We start from the raw sequence: 18,739 nt of genomic DNA on the forward strand, positions 1-18,739 counted from the left end.
ACTCAATGCAAGAGATTGGCTGGACCTTTCGCGATTGCAAGATTAAAGAGGTATCTGATAGGGGGCTGGCATGGAACAGGTCGGTAACGCGGAAACTCTGGTGGCACGCACCGCGCGCGGGCTGGCGCAGATCAGTCTGGACGCGGAAGCGGGGGCGTTCATCGGCTCGGAAGATGACCTGCTGGCGCGGCTGGGGGTCAGCCGCCCGACCTTGCGCCAGGCCGCCAAGATTGCCGAGAATGACCGCCTGATCAGCGTGCGCCGGGGGATCAAGGGCGGGTTCTATGCCGCCCGGCCCGATGCGCAGGACGCGATCCGCACGCTGGCGCGCTATCTGCGGCTGAACGGCGCGACGCTGAGCGACATCATGGTGGTTAGCCGCCTGGTGTCGGAAGAGGCCGGGGCGCGGGCCTGTGCCTGTGACGATCCGGCGCTGCGCGCCCGGCTGGTCGGGTTTGTCGCCGGGATCGACGCGAACGACACGCCCGCGGAACTGATCCGGGCGGAAAGCGAACTGGTCAGCGTGATTTCGGAAATGAGCGGCAATCCGGCGATCCAGCTGGTCATGGCAATCGGCTTTTCGTTCGGCATGGAAGAGCAGCGCGTTGCCTTGTACCGCGACGAGGACCACCGCGCCACCGCGCGGACCCTGCAACGCCAGCTGTGCCGCGCGATCCTTGACCGGGATGAGGAAATCGCGCGCGTGATCATGCGCCGCCGCTCTACGACCATGCTGGAATGGATCGTGCAGGCCGAGCGCGAATCCGCCTGAGGCAATTGCGGCGATTCCTGCAAGCCACTGGACAGGGGCTTGACGCGGTCATATCAAACCTAGTTATATAAGTTTTGAAACGGGATTCGAAGGAGAGGATCAGCGATGGCCTGGGCAAATCAGGACAAGACCGCGATCGTCGGCATCGGGGCCACGGACTATTACGTCCGGGGCAAGAGCTGGCCGCGCACGATCAACGACATGGCGGGGGAAGCGATCCTCAAGGCCTGCGCCGACGCGGGGATATCGGTCAAGGATATCGACGGCTTCTCCTATTACTCGACGGCGGGGGCGGGCTATCTCGACAAGTTCGATACCGCATCGCTGATGGAAACGCTGGGCATGCCCAACGTCTCGTTCTCGGCCACGCTGACCAGCGGCGGGGGCGGTTGCCCCGGCGCGATCGGGCTGGCCACGGCCGGGTTGGTCAACGAAGACTGCAAGTATGCCGTCACGGTGATGGCCTTGCAGCAGCTGCCGCAGCACCGGCTGGGCGTGGTGTTCGGAGCCTCGGCCCCGAACCCGGAAAACAGCTTCCTCCAGCCTTCCGGGCTGGTCGGGCCGGGCCATCTGATGAGCGTGCTCGCGCGCCGTCATATGCACCTTTACGGCACGACGCAGGATGCCTTTGGCGAGATCGTGATGGCCACCCGCGCCAACACCCACAACCGCCCCAAGGCGGTGCGTAAGGCGCCGCTGACCAAGGAAGAATACGATGCCTCGGTGATGCTGGCCGATCCGCTGCGGCGGCTGGATTTCTGCCTGGAAACCGATGGTGCCGTGGCGGTGATCACCACCACGATGGACCGCGCGAAGGACTGCCGCCACAAGCCTGCGGTCGTTCACGCCTGTGCCCACGGTGGCCAGCGCGAATGGGGCCGGGCCTTCGCCTGGATGGGCATGCCCGATCCGCACTTCGCCAGCTCGGGCCACAAGTTCACCGCCGACCGCGTCTGGGCGCAGTCGGGCCTTTCGGCCAAGGACATGGACGTGGCGCTGATCTATGACCACTTCAGCCCGATGGTGCTGATGCAGCTGGAAGATTACGGGTTCTGCGAAAAGGGTGAAGGGAACGACTACGTCCTGTCCGGCAAGATCCGCTATGACGCGGCGACCGGCAAGGGCGTGAACGGCGGCGTGCCGGTCAACACCCATGGCGGCAACCTCAACGAGGCCTACATCATCGGCATGACGCATATCGTCGAGGGCGTCGAGCAGGTGCGCGGCACCGCGATCAACCAGGTGAAGGATGCGGAATTTGCGCTCGTTTCGGGCGGTCCTGCTTCGCTTCCGGTGTCCAGTCTGATCCTGAGGAGCGCGTAAGATGAGCGAGCCCATCCAATACGGCCCGGCGCTGCTGCTGCCGGGTCAGCAGATTCGCATCACCACCAATCCCAACACCGAACCCTTCTGGGAAGCGGCCAAGGAGCACAAGCTGACCGCCTGCCAATGCGCGGCTTGCGGCCATTTCCGGATGCCGCCCTCGGCCTATTGCCCCGAGTGTTCGAGCCAGGAAGTCAACTGGCCGACGCTGCCCGGCACCGCCACAGTATTCAGCTATGTGGTGTGCAACAAGAACCCGGCGAACGGCGAGGATTACATCTACGTGCCCGTCGTGGTCGATCTCGATGGCGCACCGGGCGCGCGGCTCAATGCCAACGTCACCGGCTGCAATGCCGAGGACGTGCACATCGGCATGAAGGTAGTGGTCGAATGGACGGAGATCCAGGACGGCTGGGTCCTGCCCAACTTCCGCAAGGCGTAAGGACAGGGCGGCCATGCTGAACGAGCTGCGGATCGTCGAAATTGGCGAAGGCCAGGCGGTGCAGGTCGCTGGGCTGATGCTCGGCGCGCTGGGGGCAGATGTGCTCAAGGTCGAGCGTCCGGGCGGCGATCCGTCGCGCGGACAGGCCCGCTTTGCCAACTGGAACCGCGGCAAGCGCAGTCTTGAACTCGATCTGGCGACGCCCGCAGGGCTGGCGGAGCTGGACCGGCGGCTGGCCGGGGCCGATGTATTGCTGCACCAGTTCACCCCGGCGCGTGCCAAGGCGCTGGGGCTGGACGACGCGGCGCTGGCCGCACGCTTTCCGCGCCTTGTGACTAGCGGGATCACCGGCAGCCCGTTCAATCACCCCGATGTCGAGCGTTCGGACGACGAATTGCTCGTGGCTGCGCGGTTTGGCGCGCTCTACGAGAATGACGGCTACCGCGCCGGGCCGATTGTCTGGCGCTTTAACGCGGGCAGCTGGTCGGCAGCGCATCTGGCGGCGGCGGGCATTCTGGCGCGGCTGATCGCGCGGCTGCAATCGGGCAAGGGCGGGGCAGCGCATACCTCGCTGTTCCAGGGCCACATGGTCATGCTGTCGCTGATCTGGGCGCGCAATTCCGCCGGGCCGATGCCCAACAACAAGCCTTATCCGCTGGCGGCGCGGCCGATCGGGCAGCAGCTTTACGAATGCCAGGGCGGCGACTGGCTCCAGATCATGGACCCGCCGCGCCAGTACGACTACGCCAATATGCCCACGATGTGGGAAGTGCTGGCCGAAGGGGTGGAGATCGATACCGAGGAAGGCAAGATCGAAGCCTTCAAGCGCCGCCCGCTGGAAAGCTGGCTGGCGGACTTGCGCGCCGACGATATCGCCGCCGAACCGGCCTATCCGCTGGGCGGGATGCTGCGCCACCCGGAAGTCGTCGCCAATGGCTATGTGGTGGAGATCGACGATCCGCTGCTGGGGAAGACTGTCCAGCCGAACGTGCCGTTCCACACCGATGCCGATCTGCCCGCGCCGCGCCCCGCACCGCGTTTGGGCGAAGGGGGCGGTGCCGACTGGACCCCGCCGCCTGCCGCCGTGGGCGAGGGCGGCCAGCCCGCCGAAGTGCTGAGCGGCGTGCGCGTCGTCGATTTCGGGATGTTCCTGGCCGGACCCATGGGCCCCTCGATGATGGGCGACATGGGCGCCGATGTGATCAAGGTCGAGGCACTGACGGGCGATCGCATCCGCTTCATGCACCGCTATTACCAGGCTGCCTCGCGCTCGAAGCGCAGCATTGCCCTGGACCTGACCAAGCCCGAAGCCCAGCCGATCCTGGCCCGGTTGCTCCAGTGGGCCGAAGCCGTACACCACAATATGCGGTTCAAGGGCGCGGCCAAGCTGGGGCTGTCGGACGAAGGCATCCGCCAGCACAACCCCGACGTCGCGTTCAACTACGTCAGTGCCTATGGCCAGAAGGGGGAGCGCGGCAACTGGCCGGGCTACGATTCGATCTTCAACGCGATTGCCGGGTGGGAGTTCGAGAACGCGGGGCATGGCAACAAGCCGATTTTCAACCGCCCCGGCACGATGGATGTCAGTTCGGCGCAGAGCGCGTTGGTTGAACTGATGGCCTCGCTCTATGCCAAGCGGTCGGGTCAGCGCGGCTATACCACGCAGACCTCGCTGCTGGGCATTTCCGCGATGACTCAGGGCGAAACGCTGATCCTGCCCGATGGCTCGCTGGCCGAGACGTATCACCTCGATTCCGAGCAGACCGGCTTTTCTCCCTATCACCGCATTTTCGAATGTCAGGACTGCAACTGGATCGCGGTCGCCGCGCACACCGATGCCCGCCGTGCCGCACTGCGCAGCGTGCTGGGCGAGGATGAAGCGGGGTTCGCCGCCGCCGCCGCCGCGCGGAGCGCCGCCGATCTGGTCGGCGCGCTGGATGCGGCGGGGGTGCCGTGCGATCACGTTACGTTCGAGGCGGCCGAGGACCAGTTCTTTGCCAGCCCGGTCAACCGCGACCTCGGCCTGATCTCGGTGCTGGAGCAGCCGTTGTACGGCACGGTTGAACAGCCGGGCGCGTTCTGGAACTTTGGCGATATCCCAGTGGTGTTTAAGCACGCCGCGCCCACCATCGGCCAGCACACGGATGAGATCATGCGCGAACTGGGCTTTTCGGGTGCGGAAATTGCCCAGTTCCGCGCGGATAAGATCATCGGTTGATCCCTTCCCCAAGCGGGGGAGGAAGTTACTTCTCCCGCTTGGGCAGCCATTCCCGCACGGGCTGGAATTCTGGCATCCGCAAGCTCCGCCGCAGCCAGTTCGCGCCATCCAGCACGAAGGCATGGCCGGAACAGAACGCGGCGTAATCCGAACACAGATAGGCCGCCGCCCAGCCTAGTTCGTGGGTCTGGCCGACGCGCAGCGCGGGCTGGCGATTGTCGAGGTTGTTGGCATCGGCAAAGCGCAGGTGCGCTGCCCGGTCCTCGTGCGGGAACAGGCCCGGCACCAGGCAGTTCACGCGGATGTCATAAGGCGCCCATTCGACCGCATGGGTCTGCGTCAGGTTGGTGACGGCGGCCTTGGCGGCGGCGGAGGGGCTGGTGCCGGGGCCGCCGGTCCAAGAATAGGTCGCGCCGATGTTCAGGATCGATCCGCCGATCCCGTCGGCAATCCGCCGCCGTGCGAACTCGGTTGAGCAGATCCAGGTGCCGTCCAGCACGATCCCCGTTACCGCGCGCCAGGCGTTGAGGCTGAAATCTTCCGAGGCTCCGGCCAGGTTTCCGGCGGCATTGTTGACCAGCTGGGTGATCGGGCCGAACGCGTCCTCGACCTCGTCAAAGCAGGCTTTCACCGCTTCGGGATCGCGGACATCCAGTTGCACGCCGATGGCGCGGCCTCCGGCGGCCTCGACCGCCTCAACCCCCCGCGCGCGCTTGTCCGGATCGCGGCTGGCGATGGCGACCGCGCCGCCGAGCCGCCCGAACTCGGCGGCAATCGCCTTGCCCAGGCCCGATCCGCCGCCGGTGATTACGGCAACGTCATTGGTGAACGTGCCTTCGGGCAACATCCGGGTGCCGCGCGGCGGGGCGGGGCGGATGCCCTTGTAACGGTCGGTCATCTCATTTCCCCTTGTAGGCGGGCTGGCGCTTTTCGCGGAGCGCGGCGCGGGCCTCGGCATAGTCTTCGGTCTTGAACAGCGCAGTCTGCGCCAGCAGCTCCTGCGCGATGCCGTTGCGGACCGCTCCGGCATGACCCTGGTCGATCATGGTCTTGGCCATGGCGAGCGCGATCGGCGGTTTGGCGGCGATCTTTCTGGCGATGTCGAGCGCCCGCGCGTCCAGCTCCTCCGGCGCGACTACGAAATCGACCGCGCCCCAATCAAGCGCGGTCTGTGCGTCGATCCGCTCGCCGGTCATCACCATGTACTTGGTTCGGCTGGGGCCGATCAGCGCAGTCATCAGCTGGGTGCCGCCGGTATCGGGCAGGATCCCGTAATGGATTTCGGGCAGCGCCATTTTCAGCGTCGTGTCGGACACGCGAATGTCGCACGACAGCGCGGTTTCGCACCCGCCACCGATCACCGCGCCTTTCAGCGCGGCGATGAACGGCTTGGGGCTGTCGAGCACCACCAGCCGCTTTTGCTGGTGGCGCAGCACGAAATGATAATCGCTTTCATCGCGCGCGCGGTGGCCCAACATCGTAATGTCGCGGCCCGAGCAGAACGACTTGCCCGCGCCTTGCAGCAAGACGGCCCGCACCGCGTCATCCGCCAGCGCGGTATCGAGCGCCACCTTGTAGAGGTGGGCAGCTTCGTCATCCATCGCGTTGTGCACTTCGGGGCGGTTGAGCGTGATCACGCCCACGCCGTCGATCACTTCATAGAGGACTTTGTCGGTCATGCGGCTTCTCCCAGCAGAATGTCACGCCGCACGGGCGCGATGAAGGACAACAAGTGCGCGCGTTTCAGGCAGAGGTGTGGCGCTGCTTCATCGGTCATCCCTATGCCGCCGTGGACCTGCACATTGGCGCGCGCGTTTTCGAGGGCGGCCTGATCGGCCAGTTGCTTGGCCGCAGCGATATGGAACGCGGCCCCCGGATCGCCCGCATCCAGGGCCCCGGCGGCGTAATAGAGCTGCGAGCGGGCGACCTCGCAGCGCACTGCCGAGTCTGAACAGATGTGCTTCAGCGCCTGGAACCAGCCAATCGGCCGGTCGAACTGTTCGCGCAGCTTGGCATATTCAGCGGCCATGTCGCGCGCGGCATCCGCGCAGCCCACGGCGAACGCGGCGGCCAGTAGTTGCAGGTGCAGCCCTGCGTCCGGTCCGCCGATGGGGCTGAACGGCGGCGCGGGATCCAGGTGGGCGAGCGGCACGGTCAGGTCCAGCCCCGGCTCTCCGCCCAGATCGGACGGCAGCGGCGTGATCGCGGCAAGGCCGCCGACCAGCCCCAGCGCGTGGGTCGCACCGGGGGCATCGAACACCCGCACCAGTCCGCCGGTCAGATCCTTGTCCAGCAGCGCCAGAGCGGTCTTGCCCGGCTGCCCGGCCCAGCGCGCAGTGACAGCGGTGGAGAGCAGTGCGATGGGGGCCAGGTGGCGGCCAAGTTCGGCAAGGACCAATGCTTCGGTCGCATGGTCGAGATCCATGCCGGGTGCGGTCATGCCGGTCCAGCCCATCGCTTCCAGCTGCTGCCACAACGCGGGCGGGCGGCTGCGCGCGCCGTCCAGCGGCAGGTTGTCGGCGCACCATTTGGCGGTTGCGGAAATGAAGCTTACCTGTTCGTCGTTGGGGGTCAGGTCCATGGGGCTTACCTCGATTTCGGCAGGCCAAGCAGGCGCTCGGCGATGATGTCGCGCTGGATCTGGGCGGTGCCGCCCGCGATCGTCGCGGCAAATCCGCGCAAGTATTCGGCCACCAGGTTGTCGTCGCCGTACCGGAAATCGAGGATGTCATCCCCGGCCAGCAGCAGCGCCATGCGTTCCAGTCGCTGGCCCAGTTCCGATGTGAACAGCCGGATCACCGAGCTTTCAGCCCCCGGCTGGCCGGTGCGCACCACCTGGCTGATGTTGCGATAAGTCATCGCCCGCAGCGCGGCGACTTCGGCGCGCAATTGCGCCAGTTGTTCGGCGATCCGGTCATCCTTCAGCGCGCCGGTCTGGCGGGCGCGTTCCAGCAGCTCCTCGACCTCTTCCGACTGCTTGACCTGATCGGCGATGAACCCGGTCCCGCGCTCGAAACTGAGCGTTGACATGGCCACTTTCCAGCCGTTGCAGAGCCCGCCGACGACATTGTCCAGCGGGATGCGCACATCGTCGTAGAACACTTGCGCGAACTCGGTCTGGCCCGACATCTTGCGGATCGTGCGCACTTCGATGCCGGGGGCGTGCATCGGGCAGATCACCCACGACAGACCCTTGTGCCGCTGCGATCCCTCCTCGGTCCGTAGCACCAGTTCCTGCCAGTCGGCGACGTGGGCAAAGCTGGTCCAGATCTTCGAACCGGTGATGACCAGTTCGTTCCCCTCGATCCGGCCGCGCGTCTTGATCCCCGCCAGATCGGACCCGGCGCCGGGTTCGGAAAAGCCCTGGCACCAGATCGCCTCGCCCCGCAGGATGCGGGGCAGGTGATATGCCTTTTGCGCATCGCTGGCGTTCAGGATCAGCGTGGGGCCACCATGGTTCACGCCGACAAAGTTCGCTCCGATCCAGGGTGCATTGGCATTGGCATATTCTTCCAGCCAGATCACCTGCTGGACGATAGACAGGCCGCGCCCGCCATATTCGGTCGGCCAGTTGATCCCGGCCCACCCGGCATCGAACAGCCGCCGCTGCCACGCCTTGTCGAAATCCAGCGCATCGGCTGCGTCCATCGGGCGGCGCTGGTCCGGTACGTTGTCGTGCAGCCAGTCGCGGCATTCGGCCCGAAACTGCTGCTCTGCGGGGGAAAAGGTGATGTCCATCGGGATCAGGACTCCGGCATTGACGGAACGGTTTGCAGCGGACCACCCTCGCGTACACGCACGTAGGCGACGATCTGGGTGGGGTTTGAATGATGATGGAACAGGCCAGCACGATGCCGGCGCAATTGCAGGACGAATGGCGCCGACTGGGCCTGTGGGCGGACCGTTCGCTGGGTCAGGCGATGACTCAACTGGCGGCGGCGAAGCCCGATGTGCCGCTGCATTTCTTCGGCAGCGAGGGCGAGCGCGTGTCCACGCTGGGCGCGGTCCATGCCGAAGGGCGGCAACTGGCCGGATCGTTCCACGCGCTGGGCCTGCGCCCCGGCGATACCATCGCGATGCAATTGCCCAACTGCCTTGAGAACGCCGCGCTCTATCAGGCCGCCGCGCTGCTGGGGTGCCGGTTGCTGCCGATCGTCCATATCTTTGGCCCACATGAACTGGGGCAGATCCTGGCCGATAGCGGCGCGAAGGCGCTGATCGTGCCGGACCAGTGGCGCGGAATCGATTATCTCGACCGGCTGGCCCGCCTGCCGCACCTGCCCGCGCTGGCGCACCGGATCGTGCTGGGCGGCAACGTGCCCGCCGGCGCCATCGCGCTGGCCGATCTGCCGCAGGGCGAATGCCCTGACGTATCGGTCGAACCCAACGACTGCGCGCTGCTGCTCTACACCTCGGGCACCACGGCCGCTCCCAAGGGCGTGCAGCATACCTCGCGCAGTTTGCTGGCCGAACTGGCGGCGCAGATGAAGGGCAGTGCGGCAGACGAATTCGGCCTGTCGCCCTGGCCGTCGGGGCATATCGCCGGGACGTTGGGAGTGCTGGGGCATTCGCTGCTGGGCCGCCCGATGGTCCTGCTGGAAAGCTGGGACGCGGCGCTGGCGGCGGAGCTGGTGGAACGGTTCCAGGTCCGGCAGATGTCGGGCACGCCGTTCCACCTGTCGGGCCTGATGGAAGCGGCGCTGCGCGACAGCCGGAACATCACCAGTTTCAACCAGTTCCTGATCGGCGCCACCATCGTCCCGCCCGCGCTGGTGGCGGCAAGCGAGGCGGCGGGCATCCATTGCTGCCGGTGCTATGGTTCCACCGAAATGCCGACCATTTCGCAGTGCGGCCCCGGCGATCCGCTGGACAAGCGGCTGAACACCGATGGTCGACCCAATCCGGGCGTCGAAGTGCGGATCGTCGACGACAGTGGCCATGACGTAAACCCCGGCAGCGAAGGTGAAATCGCGGCGCGCGGGGCGGAGCGGTTCACCGGCTATACCGACTCCGCGCTCAACGCGGCGAGCTTCCTGCCGGGCGGCTGGTTCCTGACGGGCGATATCGGCCGGATCGACGCGGACGGATTTCTGGCGATCACCGACCGCAAGAAGGACATCATCATCCGCGGCGGCGAAAACATCTCCAGCCGCGAGGTGGAGGAACTGCTGCTGCAAATGCCCGGCGTGCGCGACGTGGCGGCCATCGGTTGGCCGGATGCGCGGCTGGGAGAGCGGGTCTGCGTGGTGCTGATCGCCGATCCGGCGGCGGCGCTGACCCTCGAATCGATTGGCGAGCATTTCCGCCAGCTGGGCGCTGCGCGGCAGAAAACGCCCGAAAAGCTGGTGTTCGTCGATGTCCTGCCGCGCACGCCCACGGGCAAGGTGCAAAAGGCCGAATTGCGGCGCGTGCTGGCCGCGCGGACCGCGCAGGACGGGGCCTGAGCGCGGCGTGACCGCCCTCCTGACTGCCCGGACTGTCGTGCCGTCGTTCAACGCTCCGCTCCTTGCCGCGGGCGGTCTTTTGCCGTTCCCGCCATCAGGCCCGCTATCGGGCTTGATATATATTACCTAGTTATATAACTCGATATGCGTTGTGGGATAGGACTGGCCGTGCTGTCAATGCTGAATGATAACGCGCATCTCGCCGCTACCGTTCGGTTGCCGCGTGGGACGCCAACGTGACGGGCGCGGAAGCGTGCCAGCGCGAACTTGATCGCAATCGCAGCCAGTCCGCCATCAGGCGGATCTGAACCAAAACCACTGGGAGCAAGCCAACATGGCGCTGAAAACCCGTATTACCGAGCTGCTCGAAATCGAACATCCCATCGTCCAGGGCGGGATGATGAACGTCGGCTTTGCCGAACTGGCCAGCGCAGTGTCCAATGCGGGCGGGCTGGGCATCATCACCGCGCTCAGCCAGCCCAGCCCGGATGCGCTGCGGGCGGAGATCGAGCGCACCCGCGCGATGACCGCCAAGCCGTTTGGCGTGAACATGACCGTGTTTCCCACGATCAATTCGCCCGATTACAAGGCCTATGCCCAGGCGATCATCGATGGCGGGGTAAAGATCGTTGAAACCGCCGGCACGCCGGCCGTGCGCGAAATCTGGGAACAGCTCAAACCCCACGGCATCAGGATCCTGCACAAGTGTACCGCCGTGCGCCATGCGGTGTCGGCGGAAAAGGCCGGGGTGGACGTGATTTCCATCGACGGGTTCGAATGCGCCGGGCACCCCGGAGAGGATGACATTCCTGGCCTGATCCTGATCCCGGCGGCGGCGGACAAGGTGAAAATCCCGATGCTCGCCAGCGGCGGGTTCGGCGACGGGCGCGGCCTTGCCGCCGCGCTGGCGCTGGGGGCCGAAGGGATCAACATGGGCACGCGGTTCTGCGCCACGCTGGAAGCCCCGATCCATGCCAACGTGAAGCAGGCCTATATCGACAATGACGAACGCGGCAGCTTCCTGATCTTCCGCAATTTCAAGAACACCGCCCGCGTCGGCAAGAACGCCGTGTCCGAAGAGGTCGTCCGCCGTCTGGCGCAGCCCGGCGCGAAATTCGAGGACGTGCGCGAACTGGTGGCGGGAACGGCAGGCAAGGAATTGCTGGAGACTGGCGATCTGTCCAAGGGTGTATTCTGGGCCGGGATGGTGCAGGGCTTGATCCACGACGTGCCGACCTGTCAGGAACTGGTCGGCCGAATCGTCGCCGAAGCGGAAAGCATCATCCAGGAGCGCCTCGCGAGCATGACTGGCCAGGCACCGCGCTAAGTTTCAGGAAAACAACACCATGAATCAGGTTGGCACCACCGAAGTCGTTGACGGCATCGGCATTCTCACCATCGATTATCCGCCGGTCAATGCGCTGTCGGTCCACACCCGCATCGCGCTGGATGAAGGGTTCCGTCAGTTCGCAGCGGACGACAGCGTCAAGGCGATCGTGCTGATCTGCGCGGGCCGGACCTTCATCGCGGGCGCGGACATTTCCGAATTCGGCAAGGCGATGGGCGGACCGAACCTGCAAGAGGTGTTCGACATCATCGAAGGCGGCACCAAGCCGGTCGTCGCGGCGATCCACGGCACGGCGCTGGGCGGCGGGTATGAGCTGGCGCTGATCTGCCACTACCGCATCGCCGTTCCCTCGGCCAAGGTCGGCCTGCCCGAAGTCGCGCTGGGCCTGCTGCCCGGCGCGGGCGGCACGCAGCGCCTGCCGCGCATCGTCGGCATTCCCGCCGCGCTTGACCTGATCACTGGCGGCGCGCCGGTTCCGGCGAAAAAGGCGCTGGAACTCGGCATGATCGACGCGCTGGCCGAGGAGGGCAAGCTGCGCGAGGACGCGATTGCCTTTGCGCAAAAGCTGGTGGCCGAAGGTGGCCCGCTGCTGCGCGTGCGCGACCGGCAGGACAAGGTGGAGCCCTATCGCGGCAAGCCGGAAATCTACACCGAATATCTGAAGAAGAACGCCCGCGCGTTTCGCGGGTTCAAGGCGCCGTTCAACATCGTCAAGGCGATCGAGGCGGCGGCCGAGCTGCCGTTCGAGCAGGGGATCGAGCGCGAGCGCGATCTGTTCGGCGAACTGATGACCAGCACCGAAAGCGCGGCGCAGCGCTATTACTTCTTCGCCGAGCGCGAAGGGGCCAAGGTGCCGGACCTGCCCAAGGACACGGCGGCGCTGCCAGTGCAGTCGGTCGGCGTGATCGGCGCTGGCACGATGGGCGGCGGCATCACGATGAACTTCCTCAACGCCGGCATCCCCGTGACGCTGGTGGAACGTGAGCAGGCCGCGCTGGATCGCGGCGTGGGCGTGATCCGCCGGAACTATGAAAACACCGCCGCCAAGGGCCGGATGACCGCCGAACAGGTGGAACAGCGCATGACGCTGCTCACCCCGGCGCTGGAACTCGACGCGTTGAAGGACGTCGATCTGGTGATCGAGGCCGTGTTTGAGGACATGGGGATCAAAAAGGACGTGTTCGGCAAACTGGACAAGATTGCCAAGCCGGGCGCGATTCTGGCCAGCAACACCTCGTTCCTCGATCTGGACGAGATCGCCAGCGTCACCAGCCGCCCCGAAAACGTGGTCGGGCTGCACTTCTTTTCGCCCGCTAATGTCATGCGGCTGCTGGAAATCGTGCGCGGCGCCAAGACGTCTGACGCGGTGCTGGCGACCGCGCTGAAAGTCGCCCGGACCATCTCCAAGGTGCCGGTCGTCAGCCGCGTCGGCCCCGGCTTCATCGCCAACCGCGTGATGAGCCCGCGCAGCCGCCAGGCGATGGAACTGGTGCTGGAAGGCCCGACCCCGCAGGACATTGACCAGGCGATCTATGGCTATGGCTTTGCCATGGGGCCGTTCGCGATGGGCGATCTGGTGGGGCTGGACGTGATCGGGCGCGGCTCGAACGAGCGGACGCTGAACGGTGATCTCGTCAAGCTGGGCCGGCTTGGGCAAAAGCAGGGCGGGGGCTTTTACGACTATGACGACAAGCGCGTCGCCAGTCCCAGCCCGGTCGCCGCGCAAGTGATCGCCGATTACGCCACCTTCAAGGGCGTCGAGAACAAGGGGCCGCAAAGCGCGGAGGCGATCGTCGCGCGGCTGCTTTATCCGGTGATCAACGAAGGCGCCAAGGTGCTGGAAAAAGGCGTTGCGATCCGCGCCAGCGACATCGATGTGGCCTGCATCCTGGGCTACAACTGGCCGGTCTATACCGGCGGGCCGATGTTCTGGGCCGATACCGTGGGCCTGCCCAAAGTGGTCGAAGGACTGCGCGCGATGGGGATCGAACCGGCGAAGCTGCTGGTGGAAAAGGCCGCGTCGGGCGGTAGCTTCACGCGCGGTTGAACGGAGGTGGACCGGGCGGGAGCAGGGCGAAAACTTCCTGCTCTCGCCGGTTGATTTATATCACCTAGTTATATAACTGAATCCCAACATTCACGCACCCGCCAGCGGGGAAAGGATCTTAGGACATGGGTGAGGCATATATCATCGACGCGGTGCGCACGCCGCGCGGCATCGGCAAGGTGGGCAAGGGCTCGCTGGCCCACCTCCATCCTCAGGCGCTGGGTGCGGCGGTGCTGAAGGCACTGGCGCAGCGCAACAGTTTGAACACGGCCGAAGTCGATGACGTGGTCTGGTCCACCGCACTCCAGAAGGGCCGGCAAGCGGGCAACCTTGGCCGCACATCGGCGCTGCTGGCAGGGTTTGACGTGCGTGCCAGCGGCATGACGCTGGACCGGGCGTGCGGTGGCTCGATCACTTCAGTCGCGCTGGCGGCAAGCCAGATCGCGTCCGGTTTTGAAGACTGCGTGATCGGCGGCGGCACCGACATGATGAGCCAGCACAGCGTGATCTTCCAGGAAGAGGCCGCCGCCGGTCTGGCGCTCGGGCCGGGGGCGGGGAACCCCGATCTCGTCGCGCTCCACCCGCTCAGCCACCAGGGCGTATGCGGCGATGCGATTGCCGCGATGGAGGGGATTACCCGCGCCGATGTCGATGCGCTGGGGCTGGAAAGCCAGCGCCGGGCGAAAGTGGCAATGGACGAGGGACGCTTCGAGCGCAGCGTGGTGCCGGTCTACAACAACGACGGCTCGCTCGCGCTGGCGAAGGATGAATTTCCTCGTCCGGAAACGACCGCAGAAGGTCTGGCGCAGTTGAAGCCCAGCTTTGACGGGATTGCCGACATGGCGGCGGACAAGGATGGCACGACGTTTCGCCAGATGATCCAGCGCAAGTATTCGGACCTTGAATGGACCGGCATCCACCACGCCGGGAACAGTTCCGGCGTGGTCGATGGTTCCGCCGCTGTGCTGCTGGCGTCAAAGGCCTATGCCGACAAGCAGGGCTGGACGCCGCGCGCGCGGATCGTGACGGCAGTCAACGTGGGCGATTGTCCGACCCTAATGCTGAACGCTCCGGTCCCTGCGGCCCGTAAGGCGCTGGAACGGGCCGGCCTCAGCGTCGCGGACATCGATGTCTGGGAAATCAACGAGGCGTTCGCGGTCGTCGCGGAAAAGTTCATGCGCGACCTCGGCATGGACCGCGCGAAAGTGAACGCCAGCGGCGGAGCTATCGCACTGGGCCATCCCATCGGCGCGACCGGGGCCCTGCTGATCGGCACCGCATTGGATGAACTGGAACGCACCGGCGGACGGTACGGCCTGATCACCATGTGCGCGGCGGGCGGCATGGCCCCCGCCATCATTATCGAGCGGATCTGACCAACGTCTGGTCAATAAGCTTATAAAAGTGATTGTCCAAGGTGGAGGAGTGCGTCGAGATCGAGTGGCCGCGCTGGTGCTGCCCATCTTCGCCGTCGGTCTAATTAAATCGCTCATTACGCTGGACTTAGGTGTCAGTCTGAAGCGAATGTACATCATCACCACGAGGCGGAGGACCTCGGGTGACGAATGAAAGTACCGGAACGGATTGGCGGGTTTGCGTGGGCAGGGCATGGCCGCACACTACCCGCCACGCGGTCTATGCTAGTGGTGCAATCCCTTTGCCATCGCCCCCTTTCTGACGAACGTAAATGATATCCGCGTCCAACTGATTGGGTAACGGGCTTCAAGCTTGGAAATTCCAGCCCTTGCACTTATTCCGCTGGACTGAAGCGTCCATTCCGCCATGTGCTGCGGCTCGAACTGTGAGCGCTGCTTCGCGCCGCCAGTGACGCCCCGGATGCTGCGGTCATCCGGGCTGTAGGCGGTGGGAGCACCGCTGAAGGGTTGCTCCCAAACGGAGCACCCATGAAAAGACCTACCACACCATCCGCTCAGTCCGACCGAGAAGAGCAGACACAATCCTCCCCTGCTGCCCGCCAGCTAACTCGCCTGCTTGACCTCGATGCCGAGCTCGGCGCGCTGTCCGTTATGTCGCTCGCCCAGATGCGCGCCTTTTGGCAGCAGATTACCGATAAGCCTGTGCCGCAGGTGCGCGGCACTCTGCTGCAACTCGCCATTGCATCGGAACTGCAGGTCGCGGTGCACGGCGGCCTGCCACGTCGGACTGAACAGCGGCTAGCCAACCTCGCCGGCAAATCCTTGTCCGACCAAAAGCCGGCGCCCGGTATGCGACTGGTTCGCGAGTGGAATGGAGTACTGCACACGGTCACTATCGATGAAGATGGTCAGGTCCACTGGAATGGCAAGACCTGGCGCTCGCTGAGCGAAGTTGCCCGGGCGATCACCGGCACCCGCTGGTCGGGACCTGCGTTCTTCGGACTCAAGCAGCGGGCGCGTGCAGCATGAAGGCTGTGCGCTGCGCAATTTATACGCGAAAGTCGAGTGAGGACGGGCTCGAGCAGGACTTCAACTCGCTCCACGCCCAGCGCGAGGCTTGCGCCGCTTATGTGCTGAGTCAGGCAAGTGAGGGTTGGGCTTTGCTAGCCGACGAGTACGATGATGGCGGTCTGTCCGGCGGCACGCTCGAGCGGCCTGCACTCCAGCGTTTGCTGGCGGACGTGGAAGCGGGCAAGGTCGACATCATTGTCATCTACAAGCTCGACCGCCTGACCCGCTCGTTGCTCGACTTCGCCAGACTGGTCGAAGCGCTCGACAAGGCCGGCACCAGCTTTGTCTCGGTGACCCAGTCGTTCAACACGACCACCAGCATGGGGCGCCTGACGCTCAACATGCTGCTCAGCTTTGCCCAGTTTGAGCGCGAAGTGACCGCCGAGCGGATCCGCGACAAGATCGCTGCCTCCAAGGCCAAGGGGATGTGGATGGGCGGGGTCCCACCTTTGGGCTACAAACCGCATGGGCGCACCCTGCTGGTCGTCGAGGATCACGCTGAACTCGTCCGCACGATCTTCGAACGCTACCTTGCCTGCGGCAATGTTCGCCTTCTGGCCAAAAGCCTCGAAGCCGATGGATTGATTGCTCCCAGGCGCAAGGCAGGGACTGGCCGCATCCACGGCGGTGCGGCGCTTGCTCGCGGGCAGCTTTATGCGATCCTGCGCAATCCGATCTATATCGGGCGGATCCAGCACCGCGGCTTGCAGCACAAGGGGCAGCACGCCGCGATCATCGACCTTGAACTCTGGAACAAAGTACAGGCCCACCTCTCCGGAAACGTGCGCGGTACTCGAGGGGCGCCATCGCCGAGCGTCAGCATCCTCGCCGGCCGGATCGTCGATGCGCAGGGTGCGCCGCTGATCGCCACTCATGCGAACAAGGGGGGCAGGCGCTACCGCTACTATGTCAGCAAGGCGCTCCACCATGGCGAGCGCCATGCGGCAGACGATACGATGCGGATTCCGGCAGCGGAGATCGAGCAGGTGGTGGCGCAGGAATGTTCAGCACTGCTCAAAGATCCACTGCACCTTGTCGAACTCGCGAGCCTCAACCTCGCGCCTGCGCAGTTTGAAATGCTCCTCAAACGAAGCAAGGACTGCGCGGCTGCGCTTGAGGCCGGTCAACACACCATGCTCGCCGACATCATCTATCAGGTTCGGGTCGAGCCTGATGGCCTCAGCATCGAGATATCCCTTGCGGCGTTCGCTGCCATCCTTGGCCTCCCTCCATGCGATGCCAGTCCGCCGCGGATCAGGCTCGACTGCCAGGTTCGGCTCACCCGGACCGGCCGGGCCCTGCGCCTGATTGATGACAAAGGCGCGGCTGCCACGGCTGACGGCGTGGACCTCACACTGGTTCGCCTGATTGTCAAAGCCCGGGGTTGGTGGGAGCGGATCTCCCGAACCGGGATTGACCCATCCACGCTCGCGGTGCTCGAAGGGGTGACCCGTTCCTACATCACGCGCGTTTTGCGGCTTGCATTCCTCTCGCCCGCGGTGGTCGAGGCGGTACTGGATGGCCGCCTCAGAGCCGGGATCGACAGCTCGGCCCTGCTCTACATCCGCGCCATCGATCCTTCATGGGAAGATCAGGAGCGCCGGTGCATGTTGCGGAATTGACTGGTGGCGCTAACAATGCGGCCATAATCGGCTTCAATCTGTCTGGTCGAAAGCCGTCGTTCGTTCACCGACGACCTATGTATGCCAACTCTCGGGTAGCGCCTAGGTGGGCGTGCGGGCCTTTGCAGACACCACCATTCGCTTGGGCGAGGATTAAAAACAACTCGCATGACTAAACTGCCAATAGGCGACAGTTTAGCCATGTGATCGATTCTAGGGAGCCTCCGACGCCGCACCAAACACCCGGCGCTGGAGGAATGAAATGTCTGCGGTTTCAAGCGATGCCGGTTGCGACTCAGAAGAGATCGAGCGTTTCGACGTTATAATCGTCGGCGCGGGGATCTCGGGCATCGGCAGCGCAACCTTGCTGCGCAAGCACTGCCCGGACTTGAGCTTTGTTGTCCTCGACGCGATGGAATCGTTCGGCGGCACCTGGCTGATGCACAAGTATCCCGGCACCCGTTCGGACAGCGATCTGTTCACTTTCGGCTATGGCTTCAAGCCGTGGAAGGGTGATCCCATCGCTTCGCGCCAGCAGATTCTGGACTATCTGGGCGGGGCTATCGAGGATGCCAATCTTGGGCCGCACATCCGTTATGGCCACAAGGTCCAATCCGCCGAATGGTCGAGTGAAGCGGCAAGCTGGACACTGGCAGTCGAGCGCAGTGATATAGAAGGCTTGGTCCATCTGCAGGGGCGCTTCCTGTGGATGTGTCAGGGCTACTACCGCCATTCACACGGCTACACGCCTGACTGGCCAGGTCTCGCCCAGTTCCAGGGGCAGGTTGTCCACCCGCAGCACTGGCCAGACGATCTCGATCTCAGCGGCAAGCAGGTGACGGTGATCGGCTCGGGTGCCACGGCCGCCACCTTGATCCCGGCGCTGGCTGATAGCTGCGCGCATGTCACCATGTTGCAGCGCACGCCGACCTACTTCGCGGCTGGTCGCAATGCCGACAGCCTGGCGGACGAACTGCGCAAGCTGGACACCTCGAAGAACCGGCTGTTTTTGGCTTGACGGCGGCGCGAGGGGTCTGATGGCGGCTTTTGAGACGTGAGGGTTGGCCTTTTCGGCC

Annotated in this window: 15 protein-coding genes; 11 read left to right on the forward strand and 4 right to left on the reverse strand. The window is 64.9% G+C overall.

All coding sequences use genetic code 11. From position 1 onward, the window contains the following. Positions 1-70 precede the first annotated feature (70 nt). The 4 genes from IE113_RS14150 (at position 71) to IE113_RS14165 (ending at position 4,755) form a co-directional block, all read left to right on the forward strand. Entirely contained in the window at positions 71-772 is a 702-nt protein-coding gene (locus IE113_RS14150; RefSeq protein ID WP_189542612.1) for a FadR/GntR family transcriptional regulator, read from the forward strand. Between the two features lie 105 nt (positions 773-877). Continuing rightward, positions 878-2,095: a thiolase C-terminal domain-containing protein gene (locus IE113_RS14155; RefSeq protein WP_189542614.1), complete on the forward strand. Its 1,218-nt coding sequence runs from the start codon at positions 878-880 to the stop codon at positions 2,093-2,095. Between the two features lies 1 nt (position 2,096). Further along, the gene (locus IE113_RS14160; protein WP_189542616.1) at positions 2,097-2,537 is read left to right on the forward strand and encodes a Zn-ribbon domain-containing OB-fold protein; all 441 of its coding nucleotides are present in this window, start codon (positions 2,097-2,099) and stop codon (positions 2,535-2,537) included. Between the two features lie 13 nt (positions 2,538-2,550). Next, positions 2,551-4,755 carry a CoA transferase gene (locus IE113_RS14165; protein ID WP_189542618.1) on the forward strand — a complete coding sequence of 735 codons (2,205 nt, stop codon included), beginning with the start codon at positions 2,551-2,553 and terminating at the stop codon, positions 4,753-4,755. Between the two features lie 25 nt (positions 4,756-4,780). Here IE113_RS14165 and IE113_RS14170 read toward each other — a convergent pair whose 3' ends face one another. From IE113_RS14170 to IE113_RS14185, 4 genes are read right to left on the reverse strand one after another with little or no spacing between them, the layout of a single operon-like run. Continuing rightward, positions 4,781-5,653 carry an SDR family oxidoreductase gene (locus IE113_RS14170; RefSeq protein WP_229822520.1) on the reverse strand — a complete coding sequence of 291 codons (873 nt, stop codon included), beginning with the start codon at positions 5,651-5,653 and terminating at the stop codon, positions 4,781-4,783. A 1-nt stretch (position 5,654) separates the two neighbouring features. After that, entirely contained in the window at positions 5,655-6,434 is a 780-nt protein-coding gene (locus IE113_RS14175) for an enoyl-CoA hydratase/isomerase family protein (protein WP_189542620.1), read from the reverse strand. After that, positions 6,431-7,336, reverse strand: a complete 906-nt coding sequence (locus tag IE113_RS14180; protein ID WP_189542622.1) for an acyl-CoA dehydrogenase family protein — start codon at positions 7,334-7,336, stop codon at positions 6,431-6,433. The genes IE113_RS14175 and IE113_RS14180 overlap by 4 nt, the downstream gene beginning before the upstream one ends. A gap of 5 nt (positions 7,337-7,341) precedes the next feature. Further along, positions 7,342-8,493, reverse strand: coding sequence for an acyl-CoA dehydrogenase family protein (locus IE113_RS14185; RefSeq protein ID WP_189542624.1), 1,152 nt, complete (start codon positions 8,491-8,493; stop codon positions 7,342-7,344). A gap of 89 nt (positions 8,494-8,582) precedes the next feature. Between IE113_RS14185 and IE113_RS14190 the strand changes: the two genes are divergently transcribed. The 7 genes from IE113_RS14190 to IE113_RS14220 all read left to right on the forward strand — a co-directional run bounded on the left by IE113_RS14190 (position 8,583) and on the right by IE113_RS14220 (position 18,681). Beyond that, positions 8,583-10,199 (forward strand): AMP-binding protein, encoded by a 1,617-nt coding sequence (locus tag IE113_RS14190; protein WP_189542626.1) that lies wholly within the window; start codon positions 8,583-8,585, stop codon positions 10,197-10,199. 334 nt (positions 10,200-10,533) lie between these two features. Then, a complete protein-coding gene (locus IE113_RS14195; RefSeq protein ID WP_189542628.1) occupies positions 10,534-11,526 on the forward strand; it encodes an NAD(P)H-dependent flavin oxidoreductase in 993 nt (330 codons plus the stop codon). 19 nt (positions 11,527-11,545) lie between these two features. Next, complete coding sequence (locus tag IE113_RS14200) at positions 11,546-13,594, forward strand: 3-hydroxyacyl-CoA dehydrogenase NAD-binding domain-containing protein (RefSeq protein WP_189542630.1); 2,049 nt, start codon at positions 11,546-11,548, stop codon at positions 13,592-13,594. A gap of 125 nt (positions 13,595-13,719) precedes the next feature. Beyond that, positions 13,720-14,970 carry an acetyl-CoA C-acetyltransferase gene (locus tag IE113_RS14205; protein WP_189542632.1) on the forward strand — a complete coding sequence of 417 codons (1,251 nt, stop codon included), beginning with the start codon at positions 13,720-13,722 and terminating at the stop codon, positions 14,968-14,970. A 528-nt stretch (positions 14,971-15,498) separates the two neighbouring features. Then, positions 15,499-15,999: a DUF2924 domain-containing protein gene (locus IE113_RS14210; protein ID WP_189542634.1), complete on the forward strand. Its 501-nt coding sequence runs from the start codon at positions 15,499-15,501 to the stop codon at positions 15,997-15,999. Continuing rightward, the gene (locus tag IE113_RS14215) at positions 15,996-17,663 is read left to right on the forward strand and encodes a recombinase family protein (RefSeq protein WP_189542636.1); all 1,668 of its coding nucleotides are present in this window, start codon (positions 15,996-15,998) and stop codon (positions 17,661-17,663) included. Before IE113_RS14210 ends, IE113_RS14215 begins: the two co-directional genes overlap by 4 nt. A gap of 262 nt (positions 17,664-17,925) precedes the next feature. Then, positions 17,926-18,681 carry a flavin-containing monooxygenase gene (locus IE113_RS14220; RefSeq protein ID WP_189542638.1) on the forward strand — a complete coding sequence of 252 codons (756 nt, stop codon included), beginning with the start codon at positions 17,926-17,928 and terminating at the stop codon, positions 18,679-18,681. Positions 18,682-18,739 lie beyond the last annotated feature (58 nt).

It is taken from the genome of Novosphingobium arvoryzae, from assembly GCF_014652615.1.
GTDB classification, from domain to species: Bacteria; Pseudomonadota; Alphaproteobacteria; order Sphingomonadales; family Sphingomonadaceae; genus Novosphingobium; species Novosphingobium arvoryzae.

Bases quoted from the DNA above. Each gene is read 5' to 3' on its own strand.
- IE113_RS14165 (WP_189542618.1), top strand. From the start codon at position 2,551: ATGCTGAACGAGCTGCGGATCGTCGAAATTGGCGAAGGCCAGGCGGTG.
- IE113_RS14170 (WP_229822520.1), bottom strand. From the start codon at position 5,653: ATGACCGACCGTTACAAGGGCATCCGCCCCGCCCCGCCGCGCGGCACC.
- IE113_RS14180 (WP_189542622.1), bottom strand. From the start codon at position 7,336: ATGGACCTGACCCCCAACGACGAACAGGTAAGCTTCATTTCCGCAACC.
- IE113_RS14215 (WP_189542636.1), top strand. From the start codon at position 15,996: ATGAAGGCTGTGCGCTGCGCAATTTATACGCGAAAGTCGAGTGAGGAC.
- IE113_RS14210 (WP_189542634.1), top strand. From the start codon at position 15,499: ATGAAAAGACCTACCACACCATCCGCTCAGTCCGACCGAGAAGAGCAG.
- IE113_RS14190 (WP_189542626.1), top strand. From the start codon at position 8,583: ATGATGATGGAACAGGCCAGCACGATGCCGGCGCAATTGCAGGACGAA.
- IE113_RS14155 (WP_189542614.1), top strand. From the start codon at position 878: ATGGCCTGGGCAAATCAGGACAAGACCGCGATCGTCGGCATCGGGGCC.
- IE113_RS14195 (WP_189542628.1), top strand. From the start codon at position 10,534: ATGGCGCTGAAAACCCGTATTACCGAGCTGCTCGAAATCGAACATCCC.
- IE113_RS14185 (WP_189542624.1), bottom strand. From the start codon at position 8,493: ATGGACATCACCTTTTCCCCCGCAGAGCAGCAGTTTCGGGCCGAATGC.
- IE113_RS14160 (WP_189542616.1), top strand. From the start codon at position 2,097: ATGAGCGAGCCCATCCAATACGGCCCGGCGCTGCTGCTGCCGGGTCAG.
- IE113_RS14205 (WP_189542632.1), top strand. From the start codon at position 13,720: ATGGGTGAGGCATATATCATCGACGCGGTGCGCACGCCGCGCGGCATC.
- IE113_RS14175 (WP_189542620.1), bottom strand. From the start codon at position 6,434: ATGACCGACAAAGTCCTCTATGAAGTGATCGACGGCGTGGGCGTGATC.
- IE113_RS14150 (WP_189542612.1), top strand. From the start codon at position 71: ATGGAACAGGTCGGTAACGCGGAAACTCTGGTGGCACGCACCGCGCGC.
- IE113_RS14220 (WP_189542638.1), top strand. From the start codon at position 17,926: ATGTCTGCGGTTTCAAGCGATGCCGGTTGCGACTCAGAAGAGATCGAG.
- IE113_RS14200 (WP_189542630.1), top strand. From the start codon at position 11,546: ATGAATCAGGTTGGCACCACCGAAGTCGTTGACGGCATCGGCATTCTC.